Origin of the sequence: Streptomyces griseocarneus, assembly GCF_014655595.1 — a bacterium.
GTDB lineage: Bacteria > Actinomycetota > Actinomycetes > Streptomycetales > Streptomycetaceae > Streptomyces > Streptomyces griseocarneus.
On sequence record NZ_BNBL01000001.1, the window covers coordinates 796,089 to 812,494 of the forward strand.

Sequence of the window (16,406 nt, forward strand, 5' to 3'; positions counted from 1 at the left end):
GCGGGGTCAGCCCCGCTCGAGGAGCGCGTTGCTCTGCGCGGCCGCGTCGTCGAGCGCCCGGCGGGGTGACTTCTTTCCCTGGAGGGCCTTGGCGACCTCGTTCCTGAGCACCGTCTTCATCTCGTCGCTCATCACGACGGGCGTGTAATTCACCGCACCCTTGAGCATCCTCGCCGACGCCACCCGGACCCGGCCCGCGTCGGTGCCGTCGTCCTTCGTCCAGTACGGGTCCTGGAGCGAACCCCTCGTGCTGGGGAAGACGGCGACCTTGTGCGCGAACTCCTCCTGCCTCTCGCGGCCGGTGACGAAATGGGCGAAGGCGACCGCGGCGGCCTTGTGCCGGCTCTTCTCGCTCACCGCCAGGCCCATCACGTACATGTTGGGCTTTCCGGTGTTGTTGGGGGCGTCGGTGATGCCGAGGTCGCGGTAGAGGCCGGGCGCGTTCTTCCTGAAGGTCTCCAGGTCATGGGCGCTGCCCGGATTCATGGCGACCTTCTGTTCCAGGAATTTCTGCCCCGCCTTCTCCGGCGTGTTGGTCAGCGCCTGCGCATCGAGGCCGCCGCGGTCGTAGAGCTCCTTGTACCTGCCGAGGAGTTCCACGCCCTTCGGCTCGTTGTAGGTGAACTTCGTGGCGTCGTCGTTCATCAGCCGCACGCCGTAGCGCCCGAAGTCCTCGATGGCGGGGGCGCTCGCCAGGGTGGCGGCCCTTCCGCCCGGCGCGCCCGCCAACCGGCCGGCGGCGGCGAACAACTCGTCGTACGTCCTCGGCGGCTTCTCGGGATCGAGGCCGGCCTTGCGGAAGAGCGCCTTGTTGTAGAAGAGCGGCCCGGTGTTCAGATACCAGGGGAAGGCGTACGCGCCCGACAGCCCCGGCAGCACATTGCCCTGCCACGCCTCCGGGGTGTACTCGTCCTTGAACCGCGCCGCCGCCTTCTCCTTGTCGAGATTCATCAGCAACCCGGCCCTCGCCAGGGGATGGGAGAGGTCGGGGGAGACGTTGACGACGTCCGGCAGCGTGCCGCCGCCGGCATCGGCGCTGAGCTTCTCGGCGTAGTGCTCGGCGGGCTGGTCGACCCATTTGACCTTCACGTCCGGGTACTTCTGCTCGAAATCCCGCACCACGCCGTCGAAGTAGTCCTTGAAGTTCGCGCGCAGATTCCAGGTCTGGAAGGTGATGCGGCCCTCCGGCTTTCCGTCCGCGCTCGAGCCCCCGCCGCCGTCGTCCCCCGGGCCACAGGCGGTGAGCAGCAGCGCTGCGGCGAGAAGCGGTACGGCGACGGGTCTGGACCGGCGTATGGGCATGGCGGGAGGAGCTCCTTCGATCGGGTCGGCAGGAGGCAGGTCAAAACCTGCACCCGGTACGGGAGTTCGTCAATACTGCCGTCGCGTGCTAATGCGCTTTAGTGTGGTGGGGCAGGTCTCCCCGAAGCGTCCCGGCGGGAAGGACAGCCATGCGCCGCAGGCCGGCCCGCAGGCCGACGATGAAGGACGTCGCGCGCCGCGCCGGCGTCTCGGAGAGCGCGGTGTCCTTCGCGCTCAACGGCAGGCCCGGCGTCTCGGACGCGACGCGCGAGCGCGTCCGCCGCGTCGCCGAGCAGCTCGGCTGGCACCCCAGCGCCGCCGCCCGGGCGCTGTCCGGCGAGGGCGCGGCGACCGTCGGCCTCGTCCTGGCCCGCCCGGCCCGCACCCTCGGCGTCGATTCCTTCTTCCTCCAGCTCGTCTCCGGCGTCCAGGAGGCCCTCGCCGCCCGTGGCCTCGGCCTGCTCTTCCAGGTCGTGGAGGACCTGGCCGCCGAATGCGCCGTCCACCGCCGCTGGTGGGCCGAACACCGCGTGGACGGCCTGCTCGTCGTCGACCCCCGCGACGGCGACCCCCGGCCCGCGCTCCTGGCGGAGCTGGGCCTGCCCGCCGTGATCGTCGGCGCCCCGGCCGTCGCCGCCCCGCCCGGCGCGGCGATCTCCACCGTCTGGGCCGACGACACCGGCGCCATGGCCTCGGTCGTCGACTGCCTCCACCGCCTGGGCCACCGCCGCATCGCGCACATCGCGGGCCTGCCGGAGCTCGCCCACACCCGCCGCCGCATCGACTCCCTGCGCGCCGAGGCCGCCCGCCGCGGCCTGACCGGCGCGGTCTCGGTGACCACCGACTACTCCGACGCCCAGGGCGCCGAGGCCACCCGCCGCGTCCTGTCCGCCCGCCGGCCGCCCACCGCGATCGTCTACGACAACGACGTCATGGCCGTGGCCGGCCTGGCGGTGGCCGCCGAGCGCGGAATGCGCGTCCCCGCCGACCTGTCCATCGTCGCCTGGGACGACTCGGTCCTCTGCCGCAACACCCACCCCGCCCTCACCGCCCTGACCCGGGACACCGCCGCCTTCGGCCGCCACGCCGCCCACCACCTCATCACCCTCCTCGACGGCGGCCCCCCGCTCAGCGTCCAGGACGCGATGCCGCGCCTGACCCGACGGGGCAGCACGGGGACGGTGACCACGAACGGGTGAACAGCACACAGCTGAAAGGATCTTGACGAACCGTCCGATCTTGCGAGAACCGCCGGTCGATGTCAGTGGCCCGTACTACGCTGCCGAAAAAAATCGTCCATGACGAGAGGCGTACGTGGCCAGCACCCATAACCAGCAGGTCCTGGCGGACCACAAGGCGAAGTTCGAACGGAAGGTCGAGGGCGGCCGCGAGTTCAACAAGCTCCTGCTCGAAATGGGCGCGGAGCCCAACAAGTTCGTGGAGGACCCCCGGGACGGCCGACGCTGGTGGATCTACATCACCCTGCCCGAGAACGTCCGGGAGACCTTCGACCTGCACCTCGAGGTCCTGTGCCTGTCCGCCTCGTACGAGAGGGTGGAGCCGCGCACCCTCAACACCATCGCGGAGCGCCTGCACGCCGGTGAGGCCCGGCTCGACCCCGACTTCGCCATCCTGCTGACCCCGGACCGCTCGGCGGCCGACCTCGTCAAGCGCCGTCGCGGGCAACTCGCCATCCTCACCGTCGACGCGAACGAGCTGCGCCGCGGGCCTCAGGTCGGCCTCCGGGAGCGCATCGCCAGGATCATGGTCACGCACGACCACTACGACCTGACCACTCCCATCACCGAACCCGTGGCGTTCTACGGACGGCGGGCCGAGGTGGCGAAGCTCGACTTCGCGCTGGACCGGGGGCAGCACGTCGGGGTGTTCGGGCTCCGCAAGGCGGGCAAGACCTCGCTGCTCAACTTCGTCTCCCAGCACCGCGAGGGCCTCGGCAAACCGGTGGTGCGCCTGGAGATCAGCGGACTGACGGCCGAGCAGTTCCAGCTGGCCCTCCTGGAGAACTGCCACCGGATGGTCCGGCAGACCGGCAGGGCGGTTCCCCGGCTGATGACGCTCACCCGGGACGGCAATCCGAATCCGGCGATTCCGCTCGAAACCTACTGGATTCGCGATCTCCGCAGCCTCCTGGACGCGCTGCCGGGCCGGCTGGAGCTGTTCATCGACGAGATCGACCAGGCCTGGCCCGGCGGCCGCTCCAACGTCGGCGCGCAGGAGGCGACCGCCGTCCTGAAGTGCCTCATCCAGCTGCGCGGCGTGATCCAGAGCCGGGACGCCGAGGGCGAGAACAGCATCGCCATCGTCTGCGCCGGGGTGGACCCCGCCATCTTCGAGCGGCCCCTCCTCAACGGTCGCGACAACCTCCTGTACAAGTTCGCGCGGCTGTCCTTCCTCTCCCCGATGAAACGGGACGAGATGCAGGAGATGGTGCGCAGCCTCGGCAGGCGCATGGGGCTGCGCTACCGGGACGCCACGACGATCGACTTCCTCTACCGGGAGTTCGGCGGTCACCCATTACTCACCCGCAAGGCCTGCTCGGCGGCGGCCGGCAAACGCCCGGACAAGGAGATCCCCTGGCACGTCCCGCTGTCCGCGCTGCGGGAGGCGTCCGTCCTGCACGGACCCAACAGCCCGCAGTCCGAGGTCGCGGACGTGCTGGAATCGTTCACCGAGTGGTTCGGGGACGAGGCGGCCATGCTCCCGCTCCTGTGGTCCGAGGACCACAGGGAGTGCGAGGAGGCCAGGGACTGGGCGCGCAGCGAGCCGGACATGGCCGCGCACCTGGTGTCGTACGGCATCACCGACGAGAACTGGGCCCCGCGGATCCACGCCATGCGGGCCCTGGTGCTGAGGTGAGGCTGCTGCCGGCCCAGCGCCGGTGGGTGCAGACCGTCTGCGAGCACCTGATCGACGGGGAGACCGTCATCGTGCGGGGCGTGCCGGGCTCGGGCAAGAGCACCCTGCTCGGCGCGGTGGCCAGGGAACTGGGCGACACCGGCGTGACCACATGCGGGCGCAGCTGGACCGAGCAGAACCAGGACGCGCGGAGCGAGGACTTCCGGCGCCAGGTCGCGGCCGCCCTCGACAAGCACGGAACGGCCCATCTCCTCTTCGACGACTACCCGCACGCCCTGCGGAGGTCGCACGGCCTGCGCCTCCAGCGGACGCTGCTGCGGCTGCTGGTCGACGGAGAGCACGCCCCGGACATCGGCGCCCTGCTGACCGGACGCTGGGCCCGCAGCATGCACCTGGTCAGCAGCGGCTCCCCGCTGGTGGTGCGGGCGCGGGTGGTGCCGCTGCCCGTCGCGGCCGAGGACGACTTCGACGCCGTGTGCCGCCCCTGGCCGGTGAGCGCCGTCGAGGCCGTGGGAGGCAACGCGGCGCTGCTGGCGAAGGTGACCCGGGTCCTGGACCGGCCGGCCCTCCACCAGGTGCACGAGACCGCCGAGGCGCTGGCCCCCCAGTGGGTCCAGGACGTGCCCTGGGCAGCCGTCGGATGGATCAAGGAGGTGGTGCGCGCCGGACCCGCCGCCCTCCCGGCGGACGACTTCGCGGCCGAGGCCCTCGCGCCCCTGGTCTTTCCCGCGGGCGACGGGCGGTACGACGTGGTCGGCGCGCTACGGTCGGAAGCGGCCCGCACCGCGCTGGACGGCCGGGCCCCCACCTGGCCCGAGCGTTGGGACGAGTCCGTCGCCGCGTTCTGCGGGCTCCTCGCCGGAGTGCCGGAGACGGTATGGGTGGACCGCTATCTGGCCGTCGACCCGCCGACGCTGCTGCGGTTCGTCGAAGCCGTGCGGGCGACCTGCGGCACCCGCATCCGGATGCTGGTCGACAAGGACCAGGCCCATGGGGTCACCGCCTCCTTCACGGCCGCCCTCACCGCACTGAACTGCGCGATCAGGCTCATGCACCCCGGAGACCGCAGGATGCTCCACGACCGGCAGCTGATCTTCCTGGGCGACCTCCAGGGCGGCGTGGTGATGCCCACCGGCAAGGTCCTCCTCTGCCAGAGCCCACCCGGCTCGGCAGTAGCCGTCCGAGCCCCCCTCCTCGAACGCCGCCTCATACTCGCCGCCTGGTCTCGCGCCCGCGTCCCGTGACCGCCCCTTCACTTCTTCCGCGACTTGATCAGCTTCTCCTTGGCCTCCTTCAACTCCTTCTGAAGAAGCAGAAGCCGCCCGCCCGCCGTCCACTCCCCCTGATGCCTCCAACAGCGCGAAGTCCCCCGCCTGACCGGCAGCCTGCACGGCTTACCGGCCCCGGTCCGCGCGCCACACCGCTGCGGCACCTTTGCCACCCTCATCCGCCTCCCACCCGATCCCAAGCCGCCCCGACCCCGGAACGCAGACCCAACTCTCCTCCTGCCACGCACCCGGCAGCCAGGGCGCACGCCGGTGAAGCAGCCGCACAACAAGGGCACACGCCGCCGGTGGGTGCCCTCCTCTTCGAGGCGGACACAGCCCCTGACCTGTGACCTCTTGGTGAAAGTTGCGCTGGCGGGAACCCACTTAATACCCACGCGCGGGCTGAGGGCACGGCTCTCGTTCCGACGACTGCCCGAGCACCTCGTACGCGACCTCAGCGTCGCCGCGACTAGACCTGCCCCGGGAGTTCCGCTGAGGCCAATCTGGCGCTGCTGCCAGCTGTCAGTACCGGATACTTCGTTTGATGGTTCGCAAGTGGTCTGTCAGGAGGGTCGAATGCCGGATGTTGAAGCAAATTTGATCAAGCGGGTGGGCGACCTTGCGCCGGCTGTACGAGGGTCCGGTCAGGCGACCCACCGGCCGTTGCTGCTGCTGTGGGCTATAGGTCAAGCAGTGCATGGCCGACGTGAGCATCATTGGTCCACGGTTCGTGACGCCCTCACCCCGTTGATGGATGCATACCTCGGAGCCTCCAGGGGGGCTCATTAATCGTTCTGGGCCTTGCGGAGGAACCGCTTGTGGGAGGTGGACGGCGCCGACCGATTGGAGCTCACCAGTGGTGGGCGGCGGCCGCCCCTGGCAGCACTGGATGCCGCTGACCCTCTCGCTGGGCTCCCGAAGGAGGACTTCAACCTTGTGTCGAGAGATCCGGAGCTTGCAGCCCGGATAGCGGGCAGCTTGTTGTTGAGGTTCTTCGAGCCGCTACCAGCTGGCCTGTTGGATGCCCTGAGCCTCACCGACTTGCTGGCCGGGCGTATCGATGCGTCCCTGCGTCCGCGCGTCGGAGGTGGCTGACGCTTACGGCGGGAACCGCGTCCTTGGCATCACTCCGTTGGCTGATGGCATCTTGACGGTCTACTCGGATGAGAAGGGTCCGCACGCGGATACGCGCATCGCGGGTACGAACTGGATCGCTTATACCGGTGACGGCCTTTCGGGTGATCAACAGATTCGCAACGGCAATCGCTCTATGGCCCGTTATCAGGCAGAACAGCGAGCGCTGCGCTACTGGCACAAGCCTTACGGCGGCCAGTGGAGCTTTGAGACCTGGGTAGTGATCGTCGAATGCCACAGTCGCTGGGGCCGTGGAGAAGACGGGAAGAATCGTCGGGAGTATGTATGGGTGCTTGCACCCGTCGCGTCCCCGCTGCGTGAAAACTGGCCTCAGGAGGTTATTGACGCGCTGAACGAGGACGACGGCAGCATGCATGACAACACGCTCGACATGGCTCCTCGAGAGGTGGGCGAAACGCCAGTGAGCGATCGTGAGCGGTACCGCCGGCTCGTCGCCGCTGCTCGGCGTACGAGAGCTGGCCGTACTCAGCGATCGCGCAGTGTGCAGGTCGATCGCTACTTCCGTTCACCAGCTGCGCGTGAAGCCGTGATACTTCGTAGCGGTGGCCGGTGCGAAAACTCATCATGTGCTGGTCACCCGACTGAGCTTACGGACACCGGTGCCCCGATACTTGAGGTGGATCACATAAACGACCTCGGGCGTGGTGGTGAAGACGTGCCAGAAAGCATGATTGCTCTCTGCCCTAATTGTCATGCTCTGAAAACGCGAGGGACTAACCGTCAGGGACTGCGCACGAGCTTGCTTGCCATAGCTCGTACTCGACACCAGGCCTTCGCAGAACAGGAACAGTGCAGTCCAGTCGGCAGCGGGTGAACCACGGGGCCGTCTTGCGGTGTTCGACCAAGCCGGAAGGATGGCCTCTCCTCCGGCAGGCCCACAGCTGCCTGCCGGAGTGGCTCACGACTCTAGACCTCGTCACGTGCGGCTGCGCTCTGACTTCTGACCTACGTAGCTCACGGGGTTTGCTCCATACGTGCAACGGCTGTGGCCAGGCCGTCAGCCGCGTGATGATCAGGCGTTCGTGAGCGGTCTGGAATGGGCCGAGTTCAGCGGGTGGATCCCGCCAGGGCGAGCAGGTGCGGTACTTCCACGCGATGGCTTCGAGCGTGCGGCGGTGGCCGGATCACCGCCGGTCACGGACCGGATCGGCTGGCGTCAGCGGCGTGATCCGGTCCCACATCGCACCGGTCCACCAGCTTGTCATTCATGACCGCCTCGTGTGGGGTAAATGGCCCGTGCTACCCCGGCGGCAGCGGCTGCTCGGGCAGGCTACCGAAGAGGTAGTCGTACATCTTCCTCAAGTATTCGTAGAGATCCTCTTCGCTGTCGAATTCGATTCCGGTGAGGCCGTCATATTCCTCGACTGACAGTTCCCGAGACTTTAGCAATTCCGCAAATCCGTCTCGAACTGAGCCTGAGAAATTTTCATTGAACCCGTGCAGTGTCCTGCGAAGATTTCCGGTTACGTCGTAACCTTGTTCTTCGTCAAGATAGCCGGTAATGAACGTGCGTAGTTCTTGATTCATTCTTTCCTTCTTTTAAGGGTGTCTGCCCTGCATGGGGTTAGGGTACATGGTATGAAGATTCCACTCGTTGTTGGCGTCGAGGCGATAGATGGCCTTGATGTTTCCGTTCTCGAAGTTTGCGGGGAGGAATTCGTTGGGGTTCGCTGGACTTCTGTAGAAACCAGTGAGCCTGTGATGCCCGCTTGGGCCTAGGACGTCGGAGATCGGCAAGGTGTTGCCTGGAGGTGGACTTCCGTTGTCCGTTATGTATTCCCGGAACCTCGCATCAGCCGCGATCAGGTCTTCTGGGTGATCGAAACGTGTGGAAAATGCCCCTACTCGGTGCACTCCCCCTGTTACGCCGTCCGTAGTCGTTCCCGTGAGCGGGTCAATATTGTTTTGCGATTTCAGCAGTCCGTGGTACTCCGAGTTGGGCCCGTACAACTTTGGGTTTCCGTTCGAGTCGGGGAGAGTTTCACCCAACCGGTTCGTCAGATCGCCATTGGAGGGACGCAGGTGTCGACCCGGGGCATGGCCCTCACCCCCTTGGCGGTCGTCCAGTTCCTTGATCCGATCCTTGACCTCCTGGGGGCCCATGGAATACGTGTCGGGCACGACGTTGCCGTGCTCGTCCCTGATGTACCCGTCATCGACGATGACACGCTTGTTGCCCTCGGGGTCGCCCGCCTCATCCGGAGCCTCGACGTCACTTTCCGGGTGCCACCGCTCCGGCGCACCGTCCAATGCCTCCCACGGTTCGGGAGCCTCATCACCCGAACCGTCACTAGCGGACCCATCACCAGACTCCCGAGTGCCGGACAGACCTTCCGCCCGCTCCGAGGAGTCGGTGTCCGGCGCCTCAGCCCGCTCCCCTGCCGCCGAGGACTCTGCAGAGGCACCGGCCCCCTCCACCTCCCTAGCACCAGAGTCCTCCGCAGCCGCCGGTTCCGGAGCATCGTCCGACTGCTCGGCGCCCATGTCATGCGCTTCCACGGGGCCTGACTCGGAATCTGCGTCCGCCGTGCCGGCCTCGCTTGCGTCCGTTGGTTCCGGGGCGTCGTCTGTCTGCTCGGCTTCCGCCTCGCGTGTGTCCGCCGGGCCTGTTTCCGGGTCTGCGTCTGCCGCGTCTGTGGGTTCAGCGGCGTCAGCGTCCGGCTGCTCGGCTTCCGGCTCCGGGGTGTCGGTTTCCTCTGCGGGCTCCGGCTTCGGGGCGTCGTCCGCTTGCTCGGCACCCGTTTCCTGTGAGTTCTCTGCAGCCGTCGGATCCAGGACCTCGGCGTCGGACGGCTCGGACCCCGGTTCCGGGGTGCCGGTCTTCTCCGGTGTGCTGTCGACTTCCTCTGCGTCCGCCGGTTCCGGAGCGTCGTCTGCCTGCTCTGCGCCTGCGTCGTGCGTATCTGCGGGGCCTGATTCGGAGTCTGCGTCCGCCGCGTCCACGGATTCCGGCGCGTCAGCGTCGGCCTGCTCAGCCTTCGTCTCCGGAATGTCGGCTTCGTTTGCGTCCGTTGGTTCCGGGGCGTCGTCTGCCTGGTCGGCTTCCGCCTCGCGTGCGTCTACCGGGCCGGTTTCGGAGTTTGCGTCCTCAGCATTCGCCGGTTCCGGAGCCTCAGCGTCCCACTGCTCGGCTTCCGGCTTCAGGGTGTCGGTTTCCTCGGGTGCGCTGTCGGTTTCCTGTGCAGGCTCCGGTTCCGGGGTGTTGTCCGCTTGCTCGGCACCCGTTTCCTGTGAGTCCTCCGCAGCCGTCGGATCCGGAGCGTCGTCCGCCTGCTCGGTGTCCGCGGCGCGCGCACCCGTGAGTTCCGGCGCTTCGGCCGCGCCCGTACCGGAGTCCGTATCCGCCGCCTTCACCGGCTCCGGGGCGTCGACGGGCTCGGGCGGCGGGGCTTCCTGAGGTGGCGGGGGCTGCTCGGGTGGACGGTCACTCATGATCGGCATTCTGACATTGCCACGTCAAAGCGCTTGAATCGCAGGCACATGGGGAGACTCGAAGCGGCCCGTGGCGCCGAAGCGGCGTCCAGGGCCCGTGTCGGCGATTCACCGCGGCGGGCGCCGGCGTCGCTGTTGTGGCCGGCGCGCCTCGGAAGTGGCCCGTGTTGGCCGCCGATGGCCGCCGTGGCCGTTCTCCGCGTTTGCTGCGGGGTTGTGCTACCGGCCCCCCCGCAGCCGCCAGCGCCACGCAGGCGACTGTGGCCTGTCCATGGGGGTTCGAAGCCCACGTGGCTACCTCTACTGCAAGCTGTCGTGACCGAGTCACCTGCCTGCTGCGGTCATGATGGATGACCTGCGACTACTTGCGTGCAAGCAAACGTCTGAATCTAGCCGCACCCGAAATGTCGAACAGCGGAGAGACGCTCGCTGCCCGGGGTAGCCGTCGGTCACCTTCCTCCTGCTTGTACCCACTGCTGCCTCAGCTCCCCGGATGACTCCCGGATGCACCCCATGGCCCCTGACCTGCACCGTCACCACCCCGCCGCCCGCCCCCGCCTTTGCCTGCTGTTTAATTGCGATTCGTTCGCAATAGCAATAGATCTTGAGCAGAGGTGTAGGGCATGACGGCCCGGTCCATACGGGGAGTGGCCGCCACGGCCATGGCAGGCGTTCTCGCGGCGGGGGCGGTGGCCTGCTCGACGCCCGGCGCCGGGGGCGATGGCGGCGCGGGTGGGAAGGACTCGCTCGTCGTCGGGCTCGCCAATGAGCCCGAGACCCTCAGCCCGCTGCTCGGCTACGGCAAGGACGGGAACTCCAAGGTCTTCGACGGGCTGCTGCGCCGGGACGCCGCCATGAAGCTGCGGCCCGCCCTCGCCGCCGAGCTGCCCAAGGTCACCGACGACGGGCGGACGTACACCTTCACACTCCGCCGCGGCGTGAAGTTCAGCGACGGCGAGCCGTTCACCGCCAAGGACGTGGTCTTCACCTACCGGACCATCCTCGACGAGAAGACGAACAACGCCGCCAAGGGCGAGCTCGACGCGATCGACAAGGTCACCGCCGAGGGCGACGACACCGTCGTCTTCGCGCTCAAGTACCCCTACGCCCCCTTCGCCGAGCGCACCGTCCTGCCCATCGTGCCGGAGCACGTGGCCAAGGGGCAGGACGTCAACACCGGCTCGTTCAACACCGCCCCCGTCGGTACCGGCCCCTACGTCCTGACCGGCTGGAGCAAGGGCGAGAAGCTGACCTTCAAGGCCAACCCCGGCTACTGGGGCGGCGAGCCCGAGGTCAAGAAGCTCACGATGGCGATCATCAAGGACGACGACGTGCGCGCCACCCGGCTGCGCTCCGGCGACCTCGACGGCGCCATCCTGCCGCCCAACCTCGCCAAGGGCTTCAAGGGCGACAAGACCAAGCGGACCATCACGGCCAAGACCACCGACTTCCGCGGCGTGACCCTGCCGACCGCGAACAAGGTCACCGGCGACACCGCCGTCCGCCGCGCCCTCGACCTCGCCGTCGACCGCGAGGCCATGGTCGACAAGCTGCTGGAGGGCGCCGGCCGCGCCGGGTACGGGCCCGTCCCCACCGGCAGCGAGTGGTTCACCAAGGGCACCGAGCGCCCCCACGACCTGGAGAAGGCGAAGAAGCTGCTGGACGACGCGGGCTGGAAGCCCGGCGGCGACGGCATCCGGGAGAAGGACGGACAGCGCGCCGCCTTCACCCTCTGGTTCCCCGCGGGCGACAAGCTCCGCGAGGAGCACGCACTCGCCTTCGCCTCCGACGCCAAGAAAGCCGGCATCAAGGCCGAGGTACGCAGCGGCACCTGGGAGGTCATCGAGCCGCGCATGAAGGACGACGCGGTCCTCGCCGGCGGCGGCAACCCGGCCGACCCCGACTTCGACCTCTACAACCTCCTGCACTCCTCCCTCGCCCTCGACGGCTTCAACAACATGGCCGCCTACGCCAACCCCGACGTCGACAAGGCCCTGGAGGAGGGCCGGCGCAGCGGCGACAAGGCCGCCCGCAAGGCCGCGTACGACACGGTCCAGCGCGGCCTCGCCGACAACCCCGGCTACGTCTTCCTCACCCACGTCGACCACCTCTACGTCATGAACGACGCCTGGAAGGACCTCTCCACCCAGGTCGAGCCGCATGACCACGGCCTCGGCGCCGGCCCGTGGTGGAACGTCGAGGACTGGCAGCCGAAGAAGTGAGCCGCGGCACGACCGGGCTCCCGTGGGGGCCCATGGCGCGCATGGCGGGGCGGCGGCTGCTGGCCGCCGTCCCCCTGCTGGGCGCGGTGACCTTCGGGGTCTTCGCCCTCGCCGCCGCCTCGCCCTTCGACCCCGCCCGGGCCCACGCCGGCTCCGCCGGGCTCGGCGCCCGCCAGGACGTACTGGACCAGCTGCGCGAGAACCTCGGCGCCGACCGGCCCTTCGTCGCCCGCTGGTGGGAGTGGCTGAGCGCCGCCCTGACCGGCGACCTGGGCGACTCCCTCTCCCTGCGCCAGCCGGTGAGCCAGGTCATCGGCGAGCGCATCGGCTGGTCCGTCCTGCTGTGCGGCGTCGCCTTCGTGCTCGCCGTCGTCGTGGGCACGGCGCTCGGCGTGCTCGCCGCCCGCCGCCGCGGCGGCCTCCTCGACCGGGCCGTCACCTCGCTGTCGTACACCCTCGAGGCGGCGCCGCCCTTCTGGCTGGGCCTGCTCGCCATCTGGTTCTTCGCGATCCACCTCGGCGCGCTGCCCGCCGGCGGGCTCACCGACACCGGCACCGACGTCGCCACCGCCGGCCAGGTCGCCTCCCACCTCGTCCTGCCCGCCGGCGTGCTCGCGGTCACGCAGCTGCCGTGGTTCGTGCTGTACGTACGCCAGGGCGTCGGCGACGCCCTGGCCGAGGACCCCGTGCGCGGCGCCCGCGCCCGCGGCCTGAGCGAGCGCACCGTCCTGCTCGGTCACGCCCTGCGGTCCGGACTGCTGCCCGTCCTCACCCTCATCGGCTCCCGCGTGCCCGAACTGATCACCGGTGCGCTGCTGGTCGAGACGGTGTTCAGCTGGCCCGGCATCGCCTCGGCGACGGTCGAGGCGGCCACCAAGGTCGACTTCCCGCTGCTCGCGGCCCTGACCGTGCTCGCCACGGCTGCCGTCCTGCTCGGCAACCTCCTCTCCGACCTGCTGTACGGACTGGCGGACCCGAGGGTCGCCCATGAAGGAATGTGACCGCGATGGGTAACCGGATCACGCGCCTGCGCGCCTCGGGCCTCGTCGTGGCCGCCGTCGTCCTCGCCGTCCTCGTCGTGCCGCTCGCCTTCCCCCTGGACGAACAGGCCGTCGACCTCGCCGCGAAGCTGCGGCAGCCCGGCCTCTCCCACCCCTTCGGCACCGACGAGGTGGGCCGCGACCTGCTGCTGCGCTGCGTCTACGGACTGCGCGTCTCGCTGCTCGTCGGCGTCGTCGCGGCCCTCGTCGCGACCGTCGTCGGCACGGCGGTCGGCGCGCTGGCGGGGGCGCTCGGCGGCTGGGCGGACCGGGCGCTGATGCGGCTCGTCGACCTCTTCTCCTCCGTGCCGCACCTGCTGCTCGGCATCTTCGTCGTCGCCCTGTTCCGGCCCGGAGTCTGGCCCGTCATCGCGTCGGTCGCGGTCACCCACTGGCTGTCGACCGCGCGGATCGTACGGGCCGAGGTGCTGTCGCTGCGCACCCGGCCGTACATCGACGCGGCCGTCTCGGGCGGCGCGTCGCGGTGGCGCGTCGCCGTGCGGCACCTGCTGCCCGGGGTGCTTCCCCAGGCCGGGCTCGCGGCGGTCCTGATGATCCCGCACGCCATCTGGCACGAGTCGGCGCTGTCCTTCCTGGGCCTGGGCCTGCCCACCCACCAGGCCAGCCTCGGCAACATGGTCAACAGCGCCCGCGGCTCCCTCCTGGCGGGCGACTGGTGGCCGACCCTCTTCCCCGGCCTGTTCATCATCGTCCCCACCCTGGCCGTGGCGGGCCTGGCCGGCGCCTGGCGCGAACGGCTCGACCCGCGCCGCCGATCGGAGCTGACGCTGTGACCGTCCTGGACGTACGCGATCTGTCCGTACGGTTCCGCATGCGCGGCGGCCGGGAGATCGCCGCCGTCACCGAGGCGTCCTTCCGGCTCGGCCCGGGGGAGTGCCTCGCCCTCGTCGGCGAGAGCGGCTGCGGCAAGTCCGTGCTGGCCTCCGCCCTGCTGGGGCTGCTGCCCGGCAACGCGCGCACCGAGGGCAGCGCCCTGCTCGGCGACCTCGACCTGCTCGCCGCCGACGAGCGCACGCTCGCCCGCACCGTACGGGGCCGCCGCGTCGGACTCGTCCCCCAGAGCCCCGCCGCCCACCTCACGCCCGTCCGCACCGTGCGGTCGCAGCTCGAGGAGACCGTGCGCGAGCTCACCGGCGTCCGCGGGCGCGTGCTGCGGACGGCCGCCGAGGCCGCCGCCGAGCGGGCGGCCTTCCCCGCCGGGCACCTGGACCGCTACCCCCACCAGCTCTCCGGCGGCCTCGCCCAGCGCGCGGCCACCGCGCTCGCGCTCGTCGGCGACGCGCCCCTGCTGCTCGCCGACGAACCCACCACGGGCCTGGACCGCGACCTCGTCGACCGTACGGTCGACGAGCTGCGCCGGCACGCGGACGCGGGCCGCGCCCTGCTGATGATCACCCACGACCTGGCGGCGGCGCAGCGGATCGCCGACCGCGTGGCCGTGATGTACGCGGGCCGCATCGTGGAAGTCGCCGACGCCACCGCCTTCTTCGGCGCTCCCGGCCCCCGCCACCCCTACGCGCGCGGACTGCTGGACGCCCTGCCGGAGCGGGCCTTCACCCCCATCCCGGGCATGCCCCCCGAACTGGGCGACCTGCCCGAGGGCTGCGCCTTCGCCGCCCGCTGCCCCCGGGCGGCGGCCGGCTGCCGGGCTGTTCCCGACCTCGCCGACGGGGTCGCCTGCCATCACCCCCACCCGGCCGCCGAGGAGGCCTCCCGTGCTTGAGCTGCGCGGCATCACCGCCGGCTACGACCCGCGCGACCCCGTCGTGCGGGACGTGTACCTGACCGTCGCCGACGGCGAGGCCGTGGGGCTGCTCGGGCCCAGCGGCTGCGGCAAGTCCACCCTCGCCCGCGTCGCCGCGTTGCTGCACCGGCCGACGGCCGGAACCGTCGTCATCGACGGCGAGCCCGCCCGCGGCTGGCGCCACCGCGCCCCGCGCGAACAGCGCACGGCGTTCGGCGTGGTCTTCCAGCAGCCCCGCCAGTCCGCCGACCCCCGGCTGCGGCTGCGCGACCTGATCGCCGAGCCGCTGCGCGCGTCGGGGCGGTCCCGCGCCGAGGCGGCGGCGCGCGTGGGCGAGCTGGCAGCCGCCGTCGGCCTGTCGGAGGAACTGCTGGCCCGCCGCCCGCACGAGGTCAGCGACGGCCAGCTGCAGCGCGCCTGCCTGGCGCGGGCGCTCGTGCCGCGCCCGCGCTGGCTGATCTGCGACGAGATGACCGCGATGCTGGACGCGTCGACGACGGCCGCGCTGGTCGCCGTCGTCGAGGACTACCGGCGCGAGAGCGGCGCCGGGCTGCTGGTCGTCGGCCACGACGCGGCGCTGCTGGACCGCTGGTGCGACCGCACGGTCCGCTGGTCAACCCTCGTACCGAATAAAGAAGATGCCTCGCCGCGCAAGGCAACGTAATGTCTGCTCCCGGAAGTTGACCATTACTTCGGGAGGGCTTGATGGTTTCGCATCTCGTCAGCACGTGGGTCGCGGGCTGGGCCGTGTCGCGGGGAACGCCCCCACCGGCCGTGACGCCCTGGGGGCTCTACCTCGAGGTGGGCCTCCCGGACCAGGTGGGGCGCCATGTCCTGCCCGAGGCAAGTGAGTTCGCGGTACGGGGAGCCGCGACCTCGGTGACCGTGCCGCACACCTGGCTCAAGGTGCCCATGGACCCCGACGAGGCCGGGGCGTGGCTCCCCGGGGGCTGGGTCGTGGACAAGGAGGAGACCGGCCACCTGATGGCCGTGGACCTGTGCGCCACGGACCCGGTGGCACCCGAGGGGTACGCCGCGACCGTGGAGACCCTCGAGGGCGTCACCTACGTCCGCGTGCACGACGCGGCGGGCGAACTCGCCGCCAAGGGCCAGATGGCCGTCCTCGGGGAGGCCACCGTCGTCGACCGCGTCGTCACCGAGGAGGCCCACCGCCGGCGCGGCCTGGGCGGCTTCGTGATGCGCACCCTCGCCGACCTGGCCGTGGACCGCGGCGCGGCCCTCGGCGTGCTCGGCGCGACGGACGACGGGCGCGCGCTGTACGAGACGCTGGGCTGGAAGACGCACTCGCCACTGGCCGCGTGCATCTACCGGCCTTAGGCCTGTC

The 16,406-nt window shown here is 70.1% G+C and carries 13 protein-coding genes and 2 pseudogenes; 11 read left to right on the forward strand and 4 right to left on the reverse strand.

Going from position 1 to position 16,406, the window contains the following annotated elements; genetic code table 11:
* Window positions 1-6: 6 nt before the first annotated feature.
* Window positions 7-1,302, reverse strand: coding sequence for an extracellular solute-binding protein (locus tag IE295_RS03420; RefSeq protein ID WP_190061885.1), 1,296 nt, complete (start codon window positions 1,300-1,302; stop codon window positions 7-9).
* A 149-nt stretch (window positions 1,303-1,451) separates the two neighbouring features.
* Here IE295_RS03420 and IE295_RS03425 point away from each other — a divergent pair, with 149 nt between their 5' ends.
* From IE295_RS03425 to IE295_RS03440, 5 genes and pseudogenes are all read left to right on the forward strand, one after another.
* Window positions 1,452-2,501, forward strand: a complete 1,050-nt coding sequence (locus IE295_RS03425; protein WP_190061886.1) for a LacI family DNA-binding transcriptional regulator — start codon at window positions 1,452-1,454, stop codon at window positions 2,499-2,501.
* 115 nt (window positions 2,502-2,616) lie between these two features.
* Window positions 2,617-4,179, forward strand: a complete 1,563-nt coding sequence (locus tag IE295_RS03430) for an ATP-binding protein (RefSeq protein WP_190061887.1) — start codon at window positions 2,617-2,619, stop codon at window positions 4,177-4,179.
* Window positions 4,176-5,423, forward strand: a complete 1,248-nt coding sequence (locus IE295_RS03435; RefSeq protein ID WP_190061888.1) for an ATP-binding protein — start codon at window positions 4,176-4,178, stop codon at window positions 5,421-5,423. The genes IE295_RS03430 and IE295_RS03435 overlap by 4 nt, the downstream gene beginning before the upstream one ends.
* A 600-nt stretch (window positions 5,424-6,023) precedes the next feature.
* Window positions 6,024-6,542: pseudogene (locus IE295_RS34655) on the forward strand (phosphorothioated DNA-binding restriction endonuclease family protein).
* Entirely contained in the window at window positions 6,508-7,416 is a 909-nt protein-coding gene (locus IE295_RS03440) for an HNH endonuclease signature motif containing protein (RefSeq protein WP_505016468.1), read from the forward strand. The pseudogene IE295_RS34655 and the gene IE295_RS03440 overlap by 35 nt, the downstream one beginning before the upstream one ends.
* A 196-nt stretch (window positions 7,417-7,612) precedes the next feature.
* Here IE295_RS03440 and IE295_RS03445 read toward each other — a convergent pair.
* The 3 genes and pseudogenes from IE295_RS03445 to IE295_RS03455 form a co-directional block, all read right to left on the reverse strand.
* Window positions 7,613-7,807: pseudogene (locus IE295_RS03445) on the reverse strand (transposase); the annotation flags it as partial.
* 34 nt (window positions 7,808-7,841) lie between these two features.
* A complete protein-coding gene (locus IE295_RS03450) occupies window positions 7,842-8,129 on the reverse strand; it encodes a hypothetical protein (protein ID WP_190061890.1) in 288 nt (95 codons plus the stop codon).
* 12 nt (window positions 8,130-8,141) lie between these two features.
* A complete protein-coding gene (locus IE295_RS03455) occupies window positions 8,142-10,034 on the reverse strand; it encodes a midas domain-containing protein (protein ID WP_190061891.1) in 1,893 nt (630 codons plus the stop codon).
* Window positions 10,035-10,657: 623 nt separating this feature from the next.
* Between IE295_RS03455 and IE295_RS03460 the strand changes: the two genes are divergently transcribed.
* The 6 genes from IE295_RS03460 to IE295_RS03485 are packed head-to-tail and all read left to right on the forward strand — an operon-like array spanning window position 10,658 to window position 16,399.
* The gene (locus IE295_RS03460) at window positions 10,658-12,256 is read left to right on the forward strand and encodes an ABC transporter substrate-binding protein (protein ID WP_190061892.1); all 1,599 of its coding nucleotides are present in this window, start codon (window positions 10,658-10,660) and stop codon (window positions 12,254-12,256) included.
* Between the two features lie 32 nt (window positions 12,257-12,288).
* Window positions 12,289-13,257, forward strand: a complete 969-nt coding sequence (locus IE295_RS03465; RefSeq protein ID WP_190061893.1) for an ABC transporter permease — start codon at window positions 12,289-12,291, stop codon at window positions 13,255-13,257.
* A gap of 5 nt (window positions 13,258-13,262) precedes the next feature.
* The gene (locus IE295_RS03470) at window positions 13,263-14,090 is read left to right on the forward strand and encodes an ABC transporter permease (RefSeq protein WP_190061894.1); all 828 of its coding nucleotides are present in this window, start codon (window positions 13,263-13,265) and stop codon (window positions 14,088-14,090) included.
* A 38-nt stretch (window positions 14,091-14,128) separates the two neighbouring features.
* Window positions 14,129-15,040, forward strand: a complete 912-nt coding sequence (locus IE295_RS03475) for an ABC transporter ATP-binding protein (protein WP_190062387.1) — start codon at window positions 14,129-14,131, stop codon at window positions 15,038-15,040.
* Window positions 15,033-15,725 carry an ABC transporter ATP-binding protein gene (locus IE295_RS03480; protein ID WP_190061895.1) on the forward strand — a complete coding sequence of 231 codons (693 nt, stop codon included), beginning with the start codon at window positions 15,033-15,035 and terminating at the stop codon, window positions 15,723-15,725. Before IE295_RS03475 ends, IE295_RS03480 begins: the two co-directional genes overlap by 8 nt.
* A 41-nt stretch (window positions 15,726-15,766) precedes the next feature.
* Window positions 15,767-16,399, forward strand: coding sequence for a GNAT family N-acetyltransferase (locus tag IE295_RS03485; protein WP_190061896.1), 633 nt, complete (start codon window positions 15,767-15,769; stop codon window positions 16,397-16,399).
* Window positions 16,400-16,406: the final 7 nt, after the last annotated feature.

What these genes read in the sequence shown, in the direction of transcription:
- IE295_RS03420 (WP_190061885.1), bottom strand. Translation starts at nt 1,302, where the DNA reads ATGCCCATACGCCGGTCCAGACCCGTCGCCGTACCGCTTCTCGCCGCA.
- IE295_RS03425 (WP_190061886.1), top strand. Translation starts at nt 1,452, where the DNA reads ATGCGCCGCAGGCCGGCCCGCAGGCCGACGATGAAGGACGTCGCGCGC.
- IE295_RS03440 (WP_505016468.1), top strand. Translation starts at nt 6,508, where the DNA reads ATGCGTCCCTGCGTCCGCGCGTCGGAGGTGGCTGACGCTTACGGCGGG.
- IE295_RS03450 (WP_190061890.1), bottom strand. Translation starts at nt 8,129, where the DNA reads ATGAATCAAGAACTACGCACGTTCATTACCGGCTATCTTGACGAAGAA.
- IE295_RS03455 (WP_190061891.1), bottom strand. Translation starts at nt 10,034, where the DNA reads ATGAGTGACCGTCCACCCGAGCAGCCCCCGCCACCTCAGGAAGCCCCG.
- IE295_RS03460 (WP_190061892.1), top strand. Translation starts at nt 10,658, where the DNA reads ATGACGGCCCGGTCCATACGGGGAGTGGCCGCCACGGCCATGGCAGGC.
- IE295_RS03465 (WP_190061893.1), top strand. Translation starts at nt 12,289, where the DNA reads ATGGCGCGCATGGCGGGGCGGCGGCTGCTGGCCGCCGTCCCCCTGCTG.
- IE295_RS03470 (WP_190061894.1), top strand. Translation starts at nt 13,263, where the DNA reads ATGGGTAACCGGATCACGCGCCTGCGCGCCTCGGGCCTCGTCGTGGCC.
- IE295_RS03475 (WP_190062387.1), top strand. Translation starts at nt 14,129, where the DNA reads ATGCGCGGCGGCCGGGAGATCGCCGCCGTCACCGAGGCGTCCTTCCGG.
- IE295_RS03485 (WP_190061896.1), top strand. Translation starts at nt 15,767, where the DNA reads ATGGTTTCGCATCTCGTCAGCACGTGGGTCGCGGGCTGGGCCGTGTCG.